This is a genomic window from Shewanella sp. A22, assembly GCF_053850585.1.
The window spans coordinates 1-14,194 of the sequence record NZ_JBSQBN010000049.1; the positions used below are offsets into that span (position 1 = coordinate 1).

Annotated in this window: 12 protein-coding genes, 3 pseudogenes and 1 riboswitch; of the genes and pseudogenes, 13 read left to right on the forward strand and 2 right to left on the reverse strand. The window is 43.3% G+C overall.

Going from position 1 to position 14,194, the window contains the following annotated elements; genetic code table 11:
• Positions 1–338: 338 nt before the first annotated feature.
• From ACWXWT_RS10620 to ACWXWT_RS10640, 5 genes and pseudogenes are all read left to right on the forward strand, one after another.
• The gene (locus ACWXWT_RS10620; RefSeq protein WP_456041561.1) at positions 339–1,625 is read left to right on the forward strand and encodes an acetyl-CoA hydrolase/transferase family protein; all 1,287 of its coding nucleotides are present in this window, start codon (positions 339–341) and stop codon (positions 1,623–1,625) included.
• A 255-nt stretch (positions 1,626–1,880) separates the two neighbouring features.
• Positions 1,881–2,216: pseudogene (locus ACWXWT_RS10625) on the forward strand (transposase); the annotation flags it as partial.
• Between the two features lie 209 nt (positions 2,217–2,425).
• Complete coding sequence (locus tag ACWXWT_RS10630; RefSeq protein WP_456041562.1) at positions 2,426–3,052, forward strand: DUF4272 domain-containing protein; 627 nt, start codon at positions 2,426–2,428, stop codon at positions 3,050–3,052.
• The gene (locus ACWXWT_RS10635) at positions 3,030–3,467 is read left to right on the forward strand and encodes a BrnT family toxin (RefSeq protein WP_456041563.1); all 438 of its coding nucleotides are present in this window, start codon (positions 3,030–3,032) and stop codon (positions 3,465–3,467) included. The genes ACWXWT_RS10630 and ACWXWT_RS10635 overlap by 23 nt, the downstream gene beginning before the upstream one ends.
• A 2-nt stretch (positions 3,468–3,469) precedes the next feature.
• Positions 3,470–3,688: a CopG family antitoxin gene (locus ACWXWT_RS10640; protein ID WP_033078690.1), complete on the forward strand. Its 219-nt coding sequence runs from the start codon at positions 3,470–3,472 to the stop codon at positions 3,686–3,688.
• Positions 3,689–3,771: 83 nt separating this feature from the next.
• Here ACWXWT_RS10640 and ACWXWT_RS10645 read toward each other — a convergent pair.
• A pseudogene (locus tag ACWXWT_RS10645) lies at positions 3,772–3,972 on the reverse strand (IS3 family transposase); the annotation flags it as partial.
• Here ACWXWT_RS10645 and ACWXWT_RS10650 point away from each other — a divergent pair.
• The 4 genes and pseudogenes from ACWXWT_RS10650 to ACWXWT_RS10665 form a co-directional block, all read left to right on the forward strand.
• Positions 3,969–4,229: pseudogene (locus ACWXWT_RS10650) on the forward strand (transposase); the annotation flags it as partial. The pseudogenes ACWXWT_RS10645 and ACWXWT_RS10650 sit on opposite strands and share 4 nt — an antisense overlap.
• 772 nt (positions 4,230–5,001) lie before the next feature.
• Positions 5,002–5,424 carry a thioredoxin TrxC gene (gene trxC / locus ACWXWT_RS10655; protein WP_456041564.1) on the forward strand — a complete coding sequence of 141 codons (423 nt, stop codon included), beginning with the start codon at positions 5,002–5,004 and terminating at the stop codon, positions 5,422–5,424.
• A 95-nt stretch (positions 5,425–5,519) separates the two neighbouring features.
• Positions 5,520–5,966 (forward strand): DUF3465 domain-containing protein, encoded by a 447-nt coding sequence (locus ACWXWT_RS10660; RefSeq protein ID WP_432281665.1) that lies wholly within the window; start codon positions 5,520–5,522, stop codon positions 5,964–5,966.
• Between the two features lie 51 nt (positions 5,967–6,017).
• Positions 6,018–6,149 carry a hypothetical protein gene (locus ACWXWT_RS10665; protein ID WP_456041565.1) on the forward strand — a complete coding sequence of 44 codons (132 nt, stop codon included), beginning with the start codon at positions 6,018–6,020 and terminating at the stop codon, positions 6,147–6,149.
• A gap of 91 nt (positions 6,150–6,240) precedes the next feature.
• Here ACWXWT_RS10665 and metH read toward each other — a convergent pair whose 3' ends face one another.
• Positions 6,241–9,957 (reverse strand): methionine synthase, encoded by a 3,717-nt coding sequence (gene metH / locus ACWXWT_RS10670; protein WP_456041566.1) that lies wholly within the window; start codon positions 9,955–9,957, stop codon positions 6,241–6,243.
• A gap of 288 nt (positions 9,958–10,245) precedes the next feature.
• Here metH and ACWXWT_RS10675 point away from each other — a divergent pair, with 288 nt between their 5' ends.
• The 4 genes from ACWXWT_RS10675 to cobT all read left to right on the forward strand — a co-directional run bounded on the left by ACWXWT_RS10675 (position 10,246) and on the right by cobT (position 14,189).
• Complete coding sequence (locus ACWXWT_RS10675; protein ID WP_456041567.1) at positions 10,246–10,956, forward strand: histidine phosphatase family protein; 711 nt, start codon at positions 10,246–10,248, stop codon at positions 10,954–10,956.
• Positions 10,955–11,075: riboswitch (cobalamin riboswitch) on the forward strand. (Overlaps the previous gene by 2 nt.)
• A gap of 79 nt (positions 11,076–11,154) precedes the next feature.
• The gene (locus tag ACWXWT_RS10680; protein WP_456041568.1) at positions 11,155–11,964 is read left to right on the forward strand and encodes an ABC transporter ATP-binding protein; all 810 of its coding nucleotides are present in this window, start codon (positions 11,155–11,157) and stop codon (positions 11,962–11,964) included.
• Positions 11,957–13,063 carry a FecCD family ABC transporter permease gene (locus tag ACWXWT_RS10685; RefSeq protein WP_456041569.1) on the forward strand — a complete coding sequence of 369 codons (1,107 nt, stop codon included), beginning with the start codon at positions 11,957–11,959 and terminating at the stop codon, positions 13,061–13,063. The genes ACWXWT_RS10680 and ACWXWT_RS10685 overlap by 8 nt, the downstream gene beginning before the upstream one ends.
• 70 nt (positions 13,064–13,133) lie before the next feature.
• Complete coding sequence (cobT, locus tag ACWXWT_RS10690; RefSeq protein WP_456041570.1) at positions 13,134–14,189, forward strand: nicotinate-nucleotide--dimethylbenzimidazole phosphoribosyltransferase; 1,056 nt, start codon at positions 13,134–13,136, stop codon at positions 14,187–14,189.
• Positions 14,190–14,194 lie beyond the last annotated feature (5 nt).

Genomic DNA, 14,194 nt, shown 5'->3' on the forward strand with positions numbered 1-14,194 from the left:
CTCAGGTATTCCACTTCTGTGTTACATCGATTTAAAAGGCAACAACCATTTCTACATCAATGTGCCTTGAATTGAAAAACCTGAGAGACTCTGAACTGACCAGATATTTAATGAGATTGGTATTATACCCACTTCATTAATGATGCGGTTTACATTATTGAGTTGTTTTAGTTAATTGAAACTGACACCCGTTAAGTATCATTTATTATAGAAATATGCCTTGTAATGTCTCTATTTCTCAACTCTATGTTCTAGCTCATAGTTACTATCGTTAACACTATTAAAGCGTTAATTTAACCCTTACACTACAAATAGCTTAATGACCTTGAGTAATATTGATGAAACCAATTATTTGTAGTAGTGCCCTTGAAGCCGTCTCTTTGATTGAAAGCGGTGAAACCTTGTGGACTCACTCCATGGGGGCAACCCCAACATTATTGTTAGACGCGTTAGCCCAACATGCATTAACAAAGCATGGTTTAACGCTATTACAGTTACATACCGAGGGCGCTGAGTCGCTAAGTGATCCCCGTTTAAGGGAGCATATTCGCCATCGCTGTTTTTTTGCCGGTTTACCCACTCGCGCGTTATTGCAACAAGGTGATGCCGATTATGTGCCGATTTTTCTCTCAGAAGTGCCCAAGTTATTTCGTTCTGGCGAACAGCATATCGACACCGCAATCATTCAAGTTTCCCCACCTGATAAACATGGCATTTGTTCGTTAGGCATATCGGTTGAAGCCACCTTAGCTGCTTGCCAAGTGGCGGGTAAAATCATAGCCCATATTAACCCTATGATGCCTCGTACTCATGGTGACGGTTTTATTCATTACAATAAACTCGCGGCAGTGTATGAGCAAAGCAAGCCATTACCGCAACATCTATTTGCCCCGAGCGATGCCACCAGTTTAGCTATTGGTCAGAATGTGGCCAAATTGGTGCGTGATGGTGCTTGTTTGCAAATGGGCATTGGCGCAATCCCAGACGCAGTGTTGGGGTGTTTAACCAAACATAAAGATTTAGGCGTTCACACCGAGCTATTTTCTGATGGCGTGCTTAATTTGGTTGAGCTTGGGGTGATAAACAATAGCTGTAAAAAAGTACATCCCGGCAAGACAGTGACAGGCTTTGCATTGGGTAGCCAGCGACTTTATGACTTTGTTGATGACAATCCTTCGGTGATATTCATGGATATTGAGCAGGTTAATGACACGGCGATTATTCGTAAAAATCCGAATGTAATGTCAATAAACTCAGCGTTACAGGTCGATATTTCAGGGCAAGTGTGTGCTGATTCATTGGGTACTCAAATATACTCAGGTGTAGGTGGTCAGATGGACTTTATACGCGGGGCAGGGCTTTCTGAAGGCGGCCGTTCTGTCATCGCATTACCCAGTACAGCCGCCAACGGAAGTGTGTCGCGGATTGCTACAGTATTATCGCCAGGCGCTGGCGTGGTAACCACCCGTGCGCATGTGCACTATATTGTCACAGAGTATGGAACCGCTTATTTACGCGGTAAATCGTTACGAGAACGAGCTCGTGCGCTTATCGACATTGCTCATCCTAAATTTAGAGAACAGCTTTGCCAAGAAGCTTTTGATATGTGGCGACTTAAGGTTTAAGTACTGTTTGCTGAACAGTTTGAGTCAGCTTTTTCTTATTATGGCCTGCGGCCACTAACGTCGTGGCGCTTCACCCACACCAGACCAAGAGGAAACCAACGGCTGTTCCCTCTTGGAACTTCCAGCCGCCCCGCAACATTTTCGCTATTTAACCAAACAACAGCAGCGAAAAAATTGCGACGGAAATAGATCCAGCTTTTAACTTCGCTTTGGTGTTCTTCGGCCCATCTTGATGTAAAGAGTGAAAATACTAACGCTTCCGGTTATTTAAAAGATTGCAAAATCTGCCCGCTGCAACAGCAATGCATGCGAAAACCGCCGATAAAAACGGGTCGGCAAGTGCAGTTTAAAAATGATGCCTCACGGAAAAAGCTGAGTTACACCGACAAGATGAAAGTGAAAATAGACAGCCCAATGGGGCGGCGGCAATATAGCAAACGACTGGGCTGTATCGAACCTGTGTTTGGCAAAATTACGGTCAACAAAGGGATGAATAAATTGACCTTACGCGGCCAAGCCAAAGTTAATGCCCAGTGGCAACTGTACTGCCTTGTTCATAATATAGAAAAGCTGCAACACGCGATGCACTAAGAAGGGTAAGCTTTTTTTACCTCAAAAGCGCTCCCAACTCGCCTCAGAATCCCCCTAAAAGCCCCAATAGATCTGTATTTCAAGTAATAATTTAGAAACCACTAAACGATTGAATCAAAATAGGAAGTCAGATATTGTTTATTCATTAATCAAAATGAGTTTAAAAACGAGTAATTCTACAGGCTCGTTAGAACTACTTGGTAACTGTAATGGATCTCGTAAAGCTCAAGGAAGAAAATGAAAAACATTTAGCTTCTTTGCAAATTGAAACAAATCTTAATCTCCCTGCAATTGAGGGACTATCTGAGGTCAAACCTAAATCCCCTCGACAAGTAGCCTCAAGAGCGTGTGCAATCGGTTACGTCGTTGGCTTAATTTATGATGCAGATAGGGAAGATCTTATTGAACAGTTGGAGCAATATCAATTATGGGGGAAGTCTGTAACCAGTACAGAAAAGAAATCCCTTGAAGTCGAACAAATTAGCGATAAAGTTAAAAATGAATACTCTTGGTTACCTGAATCAATTCAAGCTTTGGCTTGGTGCCTTGGACTAGTCGAACTAGATCATTTCAATTACTGTGATGAGGATTTAGCTGATAATTTTCCACTTGGCAAAGATCCATCCAGCTTTATTGAAAGTGCAGAGTTACGATCGATTGAAGAAATACAAAGAGAGTGCGATTTACTCTATCGACTGCATTGGTACACAAAAAAATGCTATCGAGAAGGTAATGTTAGTAAGCTTGATTTAGGAGTTATCGAAGCAAGACGTAAGGCTATAGACTGGGTTTACGGTGTAGAAGATAATTGGGATGAGCTTCAGTTGGATACGTAGCTCTAACAAGTTTATTAAATATCGTTACGGCCAAAAAACGGCCTTCACTGGACGCGCAAAAACGCGCGCCATTTATAAAAAGCGTAAGGGCTACTTTGACAATCCCACCTTGCGTACATACAATGTACATATGATTAAATTCGATTGGAACGCAGCTAAAGCTGTTACAAACATAAAAAAGCACGGGGTTTCTTTCGAAGAAGCTAAATCTGTGTTTTTTGATGATTTTGCTGTGCAATTCTTCGATCAAGAGAACTCCGAAGCTGAAGATCGGTTTTTGATGCTTGGAATGAGTAATGAAACTAGGTTACTTATTGTATGTCATTGTGAACGTGATGATGGAAATACCATAAGGGTAATCTCAGCTAGAAAGGCAACAAAAAACGAAAGTAAACATTACCTGAGAGGGGATTAATTATGAAAGATGAATATGATTTATCTGCGATGAAATCGCGTAAAAACCCTTACGCAAGTAAGCTAAAAAAATCAGTCACTATGCGGCTTGGGGAAGACGTTATTTCATACTTCAAAAGTATGGCTGAAGAGTCAGGTGTTCCTTACCAGAGCCTTATTAATTTGTATTTACGTGACTGTGTAGCTACACATAAAAAAATTGATATCAACTGGCATGCATAATCGCAGTCCTAACAAAGCACAGCCAACCGACGCTGAACAGCGCGCGGTTGCGGCGTTTTTCAAGACAGTTGTCGCCTAAATTGTTAAGCAGCTTCTTTATGTTGCTCTGGATTTAACTCCACAGCGCCTATTGGCTGCCAGTTTCGCTCTTCTTTTGACCATAGCTCTGGATGTTCATTTCTTTTTGTCTGATACAACGCTTTTCGCTTCGCCAGTATTCCAACATCAAGACCATCATGCCTTTGGTTTGGTGTCACACACTTAATCCTGCTATGGCGATGGTCGGCAAGTGCAGTTTAAAAATGATGCCTCACGGAAAAAACTGAGTTACACCGACAAGATGAAAGCGAAAATAGACAGCCCAATGGGGCGGCGGCAATATAGCAAGCGACTAGGCTGTATTGAGCCTGTTTTCGGGAATATTACTGTTAACAAAGGCATGAATAAATTGACCTTACGCGGCCAAGCCAAAGTTAATGCCCAGTGGCAACTGTACTGCCTTGTTCATAATATAGAAAAGCTGCAACAGGCGATGCACTAAGAAGGGTAAGCCCTTTTTACCTCAAAAAACACTTCAAACCCGCCTCAATTACCCCTAAAGCGCACTAAAAAACCAACAAAACTGCATGTTAAATAATAATCTACACATCACTAAATAATTGAATCAAAATATAAACTCAGATATTGTTTATTCATTAATCAAAATGAATTTTAAAACGAGTAATTCTACAGGCTCGTTACCCATAGAAAATTTAACCTGAAACTCACGAATTAGAGTTAAAGATCTAACACGGAAATGTCCATAAATGAGTTAGATGCCTCAGCTTGAAATGCCAAAATTCAACTCTGAACTTGAGGCCGTTGAAGACTCTTTATAAAAGAATGCGTGAGCTGGCCATGGTCTTTCACGCACATCCATGTGCTTCAAGGCATTCAGGCATCCTGCCTATCAGAGCGAGCTAGCTTTCGAGGGGAAGGGACACCCCATCGGAAGCGTTAGCATTTTCACTCTTTACTAATAAGATAGGCCGAAGCAGGCTGCAAACGAAGTCAAAAGCTAGAGCTATTTCCGTCGCAATTTTTCGCTGCTTATTGTTTGGTTAAAAAGCGAAAAATTGCCGAAACGCTGAGGGTTTGCAAAGGCTTATTGATGAACAAGAATGCGGTTTACCCCTTTGATCTGGTGTGGGCGAAGCGCCACGACGTTGGTGGCCGCAGGCCATAATATAATAAATTAAAACGATTATTCGTTTAACACACCAACAAGGTTTATGATTAAAGAGTCTCAATAATGAAGTTGATGAGGTCTAATCATGATTATAGCTTGCCCCCATTGCGATACCTTAAATCGCGTGCCGGAAGAACGTCTTGAACAACAACCTACTTGTGGAAAATGCAAAAAGAGTCTGTTTGTTGGTGAACCTATAGAGTTAACCGCTGCCAATTTTAGCCACCATGCTAATAAATCAGAGCTACCATTAGTGGTTGATTTTTGGGCCAGCTGGTGCGGTCCGTGTAAAAACTTTGCGCCGGTGTTTGCTCAAGCAGCTAAAAAATGGGAACCCAAATTCCGTTTTGGTAAACTTAATACTGAAGAACAGCAAGCCTTAGCTGGGCAATTTAATATTCGATCTATTCCGACCTTGATGGTATTTAAACAAGGCAAAGTGCTTGCACAGCAATCAGGCGCTATGCCTGCGTCATCATTTAATCAATGGCTAGAATCAATAAAATAGATTTTGGACATGAGATTACTCATCAAAAACGCGATAAACTATCGCGTTTTTGGCTTAACATCATTTTGATTGTTGTTTAAAAGGATTTGATAAACATGAAAAAAATCTTAGTTATCTGCTTACTTGGTATTGCGTTATTTGGCTATTTAGGCAAAAACGTTGAAACCACTCAAATTGTACAAAACGTTTATGCTGGCTATACCACTGGCAGTGATAGTACGTTACAAAATGCCATTGATAATCAACAGAGTAATGCTCAGGTAGCTGGGGCTGGTGAGGTGATAAAAGTGCTCGCCGATGATCTAAAAGGCAGTCGCCACCAACGATTTATTTTGAAAATAGCCAGCGGTACCACCTTACTCGTTGCCCATAATATTGATTTAGCATCACGGATAGATGGCCTAAATGTTGGCGATACGGTCGAGTTTTACGGTGTTTATGAATTTAATAACAAAGGTGGCGTCATCCATTGGACTCATCACGATCCACGCGGACAACACCCAGGCGGCTGGCTAAAACACAATGGCAGCACTTATCAATAATAGTATCCAAACAAGTCAAAGTCCTCGGGCAACAATCTGGTTGAGTGATCCATGAGAGAGGTACCTTTGGCTTTCTTTTGGTCTGGTGTGGGCGAAGCACCGCTAGGTTGGTGGTCGCAGGCCCGTGTCGGATGGGACCTTGTGAGCTTAATCCAAACTAAGTTTGGACATAAAAAAGAGTAACCGTGATGACTCAAGGTTACTCTTTATTTTTAATCACTCTCTATTCGGGAATACTCCCTAATTGGGAGTACTCTTTATTCAGGATAGCTCTCTATTCTGGATCATAATCCAATATAGGTGCCAACCATCGCTCAGTCTCTTCTAGCGTCATGCCTTTACGCTTAGCGTAGTCTTCAACCTGATCTTTACCAATATTGGTCACGCCAAAATAGCGTGATTTAGGATGGGCAAAGTACCAGCCAGAAACGGCAGCGGTTGGGTACATGGCAAAGCTTTCGGTGATGTTCAAATCAATCGTTTCATCGGGTTTGAGTAAATCCCATAATAAGCCTTTCTCAGTGTGGTCTGGGCATGCTGGGTAACCTGGTGCAGGGCGAATGCCTTTATAACGTTCGCGAATTAACGCTTCATTGTCGAGTACTTCATCCGCAGCATAACCCCAAAACTCTTTACGAACACGTTCGTGCATGCGCTCGGCAAAAGCTTCGGCTAAACGGTCTGCTAAGCATTTAAGCATAATCGCGTTGTAGTCATCGTGATTGGCTTCAAACCGAGCTACATGTTCATCAATACCGTGCCCCGTCGTTACCGCAAAACCGCCCATGTAATCAGCAACGCCTGAATCTTTTGGTGCAACAAAGTCTGATAAACAGAAGTTGTCGTTACCGACACGTTCAAGCTGCATACGTAGATGATGAGTGGTCATTTCCAATGTGGTGCGGCTTTCATCAGTATACAGTTCAATGTCGTCATGGTTGACGGTATTGGCTGGGAATAAACCGATTACTGCTTTGGCGGTAAGCCACTTTTCAGCAATAATTTGCTTCAACATGGCTTGGCCATCGGCAAATAATTTAACCGCTTCTTCACCAACGACTTTGTCATTTAAAATTTCTGGGTAATGACCGTGCAGCTCCCAGCTTCTAAAGAACGGTGTCCAGTCGATGCGTTCAACTAAGTCTTTTAGCGGATAGTCATCAAACACTTGTCGGCCTAATACATTAGGCGTGAATGGGGTGTAGCTGTCCCAGTCGTGTTTGCAACGATTTTCGCGCGCAGCTTCAATCGATACAATTGTTTTACGCTTGGTTTGCGACAAACGTTTTTCACGCATTATATCGTATTCTGCGTAGGTTTCGTCGATGGTGGCTTGACGTGTTTCGTTGTTAACCAGTTTCGACACCATAGGCACAGCACGTGATGCATCGGCAATGTAAATGGCACCGTGTGGATAATGCGGTGCTATTTTTACCGCAGTATGAATTTTAGAGCAGGTTGCCCCACCAATAATTGCAGGGATGGTTAAGCCTTCACGGTGGAAGGTTTTCACGTTGTGAACCATTTCATCCAAGCTTGGGGTGATTAAACCTGACATGCCGATGATGTCGATATTATGCTCTTTTACTGCATCGAGAATTTTATCGACCGATACCATAACCCCAAGATCGACCACTTCGTAGCCGTTACAAGCCAGTACCACGCCGACGATATTTTTACCGATGTCATGCACATCGCCTTTTACGGTGACCATTAAAATTCGCCCGTTTGACTGGCCAGCCACCTTTTCAAGTTCAATATAAGGATTAAGGTAAGCGACGGCTTTTTTCATTACCCGAGCCGATTTGACCACTTGCGGTAAGAACATTTTACCCGCGCCAAATAAGTCGCCGACCACGTTCATGCCGTCCATCAACGGCCCTTCAATCACATCGAGCGGGCGCACCGCTTCTTGGCGGGCAGCTTCGGTGTCTTCATCAATAAATTCGGTAATGCCTTTGACCAATGCGTGTGACAAACGTTGCGACACCGGCCAACTGCGCCATGCTAAGTCTTCTTTTTTGGCCACTTGTGAGCCGTCGCCTCTAAAGCTTTCAGCGATGTCGAGTAGTTGTTCGGTATTGCTTGAGTCGGCAACCGGGCAAGGTAAGTTTTGGACTACGTTTTCAACCCGCTTTTTGAGCTCTGGGTCAATATCATCGTATATGGCTAACTGACCTGCGTTAACAATACCCATGTCCATGCCTGCTTGAATGGCATGGTATAAAAATACCGCGTGAATGGCTTCGCGTACTGGGTTGTTACCACGGAACGAGAATGACACGTTAGACACGCCACCGGAGATCATTGCGTGTGGCAGGGTGGCTTTGATATCTTTTATCGATTCGATAAAGTCGACGGCATAGTTGTCGTGTTCATCAATACCGGTGGCAATGGCGAAAATGTTAGGGTCGAAAATAATGTCTTCTGGTGGAAAGCCAACAACATCGACCAAAATGCGATAAGCACGGGTACAAATTTGGGTTTTACGTTCACGCGTATCGGCTTGGCCGTCTTCGTCAAAGGCCATAACAATGGCAGCAGCGCCATAGCGTTTCACTAAGGTCGCTTGCTCAATAAACTTGGCTTCGCCTTCTTTCATCGAAATAGAGTTAACAATCGACTTGCCTTGAACGCATTTAAGGCCCGCTTCTATTACTTCCCATTTTGATGAGTCAATCATGATTGGCACGCGAGAGATGTCGGGCTCAGAGGCGATTAAGTTTAAAAACTTCGCCATTGACGCCACGCCATCAAGCATACCTTCGTCCATGTTGACGTCGATAATTTGCGCGCCGTTTTCAACTTGCTCGCGCACGACATCTAACGCTTCTTCGAACTTTTCTTCTTTAATTAAGCGTAAAAATTTAGCCGAACCGGTCACGTTAGCGCGCTCGCCAACGTTAACAAATAGCGAGTTTTTATCGATGGTGAGTGGCTCTAGGCCCGATAAACGACACGCGACTGGAAGATCTGGGATCTGTCTTGGTTCGTGTCGGAGTACAGCTTCACGAATGGCACTAATGTGAGCCGGTGTACTGCCACAACAACCACCGACAATATTGAGCATGCCTTCTTGCGCCCATTGATTAATGACTTCGGCCATTTCTTCTGGGGTTTCATCATAGCCGCCAAATTCGTTGGGTAAGCCAGCATTAGGGTGGGCGGAAACATAACATTCGGCAATACGTGACAATTCTTCAACGTACGGACGCAACTCTTTTGGCCCAAGGGCGCAGTTAAGGCCAATCGATAACGGCTTGATGTGGCGTAAAGAGTTATAAAAGGCTTCGGTTGTTTGGCCGGTTAGTGTGCGGCCTGATGCGTCGGTAATCGTGCCCGAGATCATGACAGGTAAGCGATCGCCAAGTTGATCGAATACTTTTTCAATCGCAAACAGGGCGGCTTTGGCGTTTAAGGTATCAAAAATGGTTTCAACCATAATGATATCGGCACCGCCTTCAATTAAGGCGCTGGTTGATTCGACATAAGCTTCAACTAATTGATCGAAACTGACATTACGAAACCCAGGGTCGTTAACGTCTGGACTGATAGAACAGGTACGGTTGGTTGGGCCTAATACGCCGGCAACATAACGTGGTGAACCGGTTTGTGCTGCTACTTCATCTGCTGCTTGGCGGGCGACTCGGGCGCCAGCAAGGTTAATTTCAGCGGCCAGTGACTGCATATCGTAGTCGGCCATGGCAATGGTGGTGGCATTAAAGGTGTTGGTTTCAATAATGTCGGCACCGTTTAACAGGTACTGAGTATGAATATCTTTAATGATTTGCGGTTGGCTGAGTACTAATAAGTCATTGTTGCCTTTAACATCGCAATGCCAATCTTTAAAACGCTCGCCACGATAATCTTCTTCTTCCAACTTATAGTCTTGGATCATGGTGCCCATGGCGCCATCTAGAATCACAATACGCTGCGCTAACAATGCATTAAGTTGTTTAAGTGTTTGACTGTAAGAAGTCGATTTCGCCATAACAGTTACCTTTTTATCACTATGTTGCTTGATACCTTGATTGAGATAAGCATACCCTTATTTTTACAATAGTAGGGCGATAACATTATTGTTGTGTACAACATTTTCATATAACACTTGCCTATCAAGTTACTTATATTTGTTGTGTACAATGATTATCATGCTAAATGATTATCTATTAAGATGGTATTTTGGACATATAAACGTATAGACGTCCATAGTACGCGAAATTTTACTGTCAGAGCAAGGCTGATTAGCGTTTATTATTCTGAGTTGAGGTTTATTTAAATGAAACAAGCCAAGATAGTGTTTTTACGTCACGGCGAGTGTGAAGGCGGTGAAATTGCGCGTGGCCAAATAGATGTAGCATTAACGCCACAAGGGCACGACAAAATGTGCCATGCTTTTGCTTGCATGCCGCGACCCATAAGCCATATTTTTAGCTCGCCTTTAGTGCGTTGCCAAACGTTTGCTACCAAAGCGTCACAACAATTAGCGTTGCCTTTGCACCTTTTGTCAGACTTGCAAGAGATTAACTTTGGTGTATGGGATGGCCAAGCATTTGATGATATTTATCGTGCAAACCCAAGCCAGTTTGATGCCTATTGGCAGGACCCATGGAAGGTTGAAAACACCCCTGATAAAGGTGAGAGCGTGGTCGATTTTGCTGAGCGGGTTAAACAGGGATTAATGACCATTGTAGACCATTTGCAGCAAGCGTTAATTCAACAGGATGACGCCGATGCGTCAATACCGCAAGCATTGGTGGTAACCCATGGAGGCGTAATGCGATGCATTATGGGGTATGTGCTTAATGCGGGGAAAACCAATGGATTATTTGCTAACCTTGCCATCCCCTATGCTGCTATTATGTCGCTTGATGTGTTTTGGACTGAGCAGAGCGACAGTGATGCGTTTTCATCTAGCTTTCAAGCACTTCAACCCAAGGTATGCTTTACATTGCATTGGCCACAAACGGCGACAATGCCAGCGCCTTAATGATTGTGTTTTTCAAGGTATTGGGAATTGGGATAAGCCCAAACTGTCCCCGCAACTGTAGGTGGACCAATGATGTATTGGTACATAAGTCAGATACCAGCTTTGAATCACCTCAACATTCATACCTAAGCGGGTGACTTAGGGGAGTTATTTAGTCGATGTATGTGTTAATAAATTGGACATGGCGAGGCGACTTGCATGTCTGAATCGGTATTGGATGTAAATCATCTTTTTTGGCAAGTCGATAATAAAACGATTTTGGCAGATATTCATTTTGGTTTGCCTAAGGGCCGAATGTTAGGGGTAATTGGCCCCAATGGCGCCGGTAAGTCGAGCTTGTTACGTTGTTTGTATCGTTATATTGTGCCGACGAGCGGTCACATTGACATTTTCTCTAAACCCATCGGTGAGTTTTCATCTAAGGTGTTAGCGCAAACTATTGCGGTAGTGCAGCAAGATACTCCGCATTATTTTGATGTCACAACCGAACAATTAGTGACAATGGGGTTAATACCTCATAAAGGCTTGTTTGACCCTAATACCGCGCAAGACCGTGAGCGTGTGTTAAGTGCATTAACTAAAGTGGGTCTTCAGCAAAAAGCACTGCAACAGTATGAGCAGTTATCTGGCGGCGAAAAACAACGCGCATTGATCGCTCGCGCCATCGTGCAACAGCCTCAAATACTTATTTTAGATGAACCGACCAATCATTTAGATATTCGTTATCAGATTCAAATTCTTGAGCTGGTTAAATCTTTAGGTATTAGTGTTATTGCGTCTATTCATGATTTGAATCTAGCCAGCGCAATGTGCGATAAATTATTGTTGCTCGATAAGGGGAAATTAATTGCTAAAGGCACTCCAACAGATGTGTTAACCGAACGGCAAATTAGTGAGGTGTTTGGCGTATGTTGCGAGATTAATCGTCACCCACAACACGGTAAACCGCTTATTAGCTACTTTTATGGTTACCAAGCAAGTCAGAAAGGATGCTCAGAACATGATTGATGCATCACAACGTCGCTATTATCTCTTTTTCAGTTTGTTGGTCTTTGCCACTTTGCTGTCTCCTTTATTGGCCGCGAGTTTTGGTGCGGCCAACATTCATCTAAATGACGTATTAATGGTATTTAATCACTTAATGAGTGGCGACATACCAAGTTTGACACATAGCAGTGAGCATAATATTAAGTTAACCCAACGTATTGTGCTTGAATTACGCTTTCCGCGGATTTTATTGGCCTTTGTGGCTGGAGCTGGGTTGTCTATTGCTGGCAGCGTATTGCAAACGGTGACCCGCAATCCGTTAGCTGATCCATACTTGTTTGGTATAAGTTCAGGGGCGTCATTTGGTGCGGTGTTGGTAGTGTCATTATTTAGCCAAACAGGGGTGTTTGCTGAGATGTTATCAGACGCGCTTGTTATTGCTCCTAGTTTTACTGCGCAACCTTGGTGGTCTTGGTCGACATTAAGTATTCCGATTGGGGCATTTATCGGCGCCAGTTTATCGGTATTAATTGTGTTTATATTGTCGGGTTCTGGTCGAACAAGCCAAGTGGAACGTATGCTGTTGTCTGGTGTGGCAACTTCGTTTTTGTTTGGTGCGCTCACGAGCTTATTGTTGTATTTTTCTAGCCCGCAGGCAGCTGCCTCAGTATTATTTTGGAGTTTAGGCAGTTTTGCTAAAGCAAGCTGGACTAATTTATTACTGCCTAGTGTTACAGTTGGTGTGAGCTTATTGATTATGTTGATATTTAAGCGGCAAATAATGGCGTTGCAAGCTGGTGACGAAACCGCTCATACCTTAGGCATTAATGTGGCAAAGTTGCGTTTAAGTATGTTGTTACTGTGCTCACTTATTACTGCTATGTTAGTGGCGACCTGTGGGGGGATTGGTTTTGTGGGCTTGATGATCCCTCATACCGTTAGGCTATTGTTTTCAGGGCGTCAGCCGATGATCTTAACCGCGATGTTGGGGGGATTATTTATGGTGTGGATTGACGTCATAGCACGATGTATTTTGTTTAATCAAGAATTACCAGTCGGTATTATTACCGCTGCTTTAGGCAGTGTGTTTTTCTTGTTTATTTTACGTCAACGCCGTTAATCGTTGAGATATGTTGATATGCATTTGGTTGCATATCATATTGATTTTTGCCCAAGTAGTTGGAGTGTTCATGTTTGTTATAGCGCCTGTTAAACCTAATGTTGATGACCTTATTCAACATAAGATAAATCAAAAAACCAAGCCATTAGGCGCTTTAGGGCAACTTGAACCATTAGCATTACAAATTGCTAGGGTGCAGTACAGCGGCGATAAACAGTCGTTGAGCACACCGCTGGAAATCACTAAACCAACGATGTTAGTGTTTGCTGCCGACCATGGTATTGCCGCTTACGGCGTGTCGATTGCGCCAAGTGAAGTGACCACTCAAATGGTGCAAAATTTTGTTCAAGGCGGTGCGGCAATTAATGTGTTTTGTCGTCAAGTTGGGTTTGAGCTGGAGATAATTGATTGTGGAATATTACAGCCACTAACAGACCAAGCCAAAGTAATTGATCAACGCTTAGGTGCGGGCACTAACGCAATGCATTTGACTGCCGCAATGTCGCTTGAAAAAGTCGCCTTGGGGTTTGAGCTTGCCCGCCAGTTGGTTAGCCGTCATGTTGATGCTGGTTGCAATATTATTGCCTTGGGCGAAATGGGGATTGGCAATACTTCTGCTGCAGCTGCGGTAATGTCAGCTATGCTCAATATCAATGTTGAACAATGTGTTGGACGAGGCACTGGCATTGACGATGCAACCTTGGTTATTAAAACAAAATTAATTAATCAAGCACTTGATTTGCATCAAGATAAATTAGTCTCGCCAGAGGCTGTTTTGGCTCATGTTGGTGGGTTTGAAATAGTGCAAATGACCGGTGCGATTTTAGCCGCTGCGGAGCAAAAAATATTAGTATTAATAGATGGTTTTATCGCTACTGCTGCTGCATTAGTTGCAGTAAAATTATACCCACAATCAAGAGACTATTTAGTGTTTACCCATGAGTCTCCAGAGCAAGGGCATAAGCGCTTATTGCAAGAGTTACACGCAACGCCATTGCTGTCGTTGGGATTAAGACTTGGAGAAGGTACTGGCGCGGCATTAGCGTTACCATTAATTCAAGCCGCGGTGAATTTTTACAATCAAATGGCCAGTTTCGATGATGCTGGCGTAAATAATGTGGTTTAGGGAAT

What these genes read in the sequence shown, in the direction of transcription:
- ACWXWT_RS10660 (WP_432281665.1), top strand. Translation starts at nt 5,520, where the DNA reads ATGAAAAAAATCTTAGTTATCTGCTTACTTGGTATTGCGTTATTTGGC.
- metH (WP_456041566.1), bottom strand. Translation starts at nt 9,957, where the DNA reads ATGGCGAAATCGACTTCTTACAGTCAAACACTTAAACAACTTAATGCA.
- ACWXWT_RS10685 (WP_456041569.1), top strand. Translation starts at nt 11,957, where the DNA reads ATGATTGATGCATCACAACGTCGCTATTATCTCTTTTTCAGTTTGTTG.
- ACWXWT_RS10635 (WP_456041563.1), top strand. Translation starts at nt 3,030, where the DNA reads ATGAGCTTCAGTTGGATACGTAGCTCTAACAAGTTTATTAAATATCGT.
- ACWXWT_RS10640 (WP_033078690.1), top strand. Translation starts at nt 3,470, where the DNA reads ATGAAAGATGAATATGATTTATCTGCGATGAAATCGCGTAAAAACCCT.
- ACWXWT_RS10665 (WP_456041565.1), top strand. Translation starts at nt 6,018, where the DNA reads ATGAGAGAGGTACCTTTGGCTTTCTTTTGGTCTGGTGTGGGCGAAGCA.
- ACWXWT_RS10680 (WP_456041568.1), top strand. Translation starts at nt 11,155, where the DNA reads ATGTCTGAATCGGTATTGGATGTAAATCATCTTTTTTGGCAAGTCGAT.
- cobT (WP_456041570.1), top strand. Translation starts at nt 13,134, where the DNA reads ATGTTTGTTATAGCGCCTGTTAAACCTAATGTTGATGACCTTATTCAA.
- ACWXWT_RS10620 (WP_456041561.1), top strand. Translation starts at nt 339, where the DNA reads ATGAAACCAATTATTTGTAGTAGTGCCCTTGAAGCCGTCTCTTTGATT.
- ACWXWT_RS10630 (WP_456041562.1), top strand. Translation starts at nt 2,426, where the DNA reads ATGGATCTCGTAAAGCTCAAGGAAGAAAATGAAAAACATTTAGCTTCT.
- ACWXWT_RS10675 (WP_456041567.1), top strand. Translation starts at nt 10,246, where the DNA reads ATGAAACAAGCCAAGATAGTGTTTTTACGTCACGGCGAGTGTGAAGGC.
- trxC (WP_456041564.1), top strand. Translation starts at nt 5,002, where the DNA reads ATGATTATAGCTTGCCCCCATTGCGATACCTTAAATCGCGTGCCGGAA.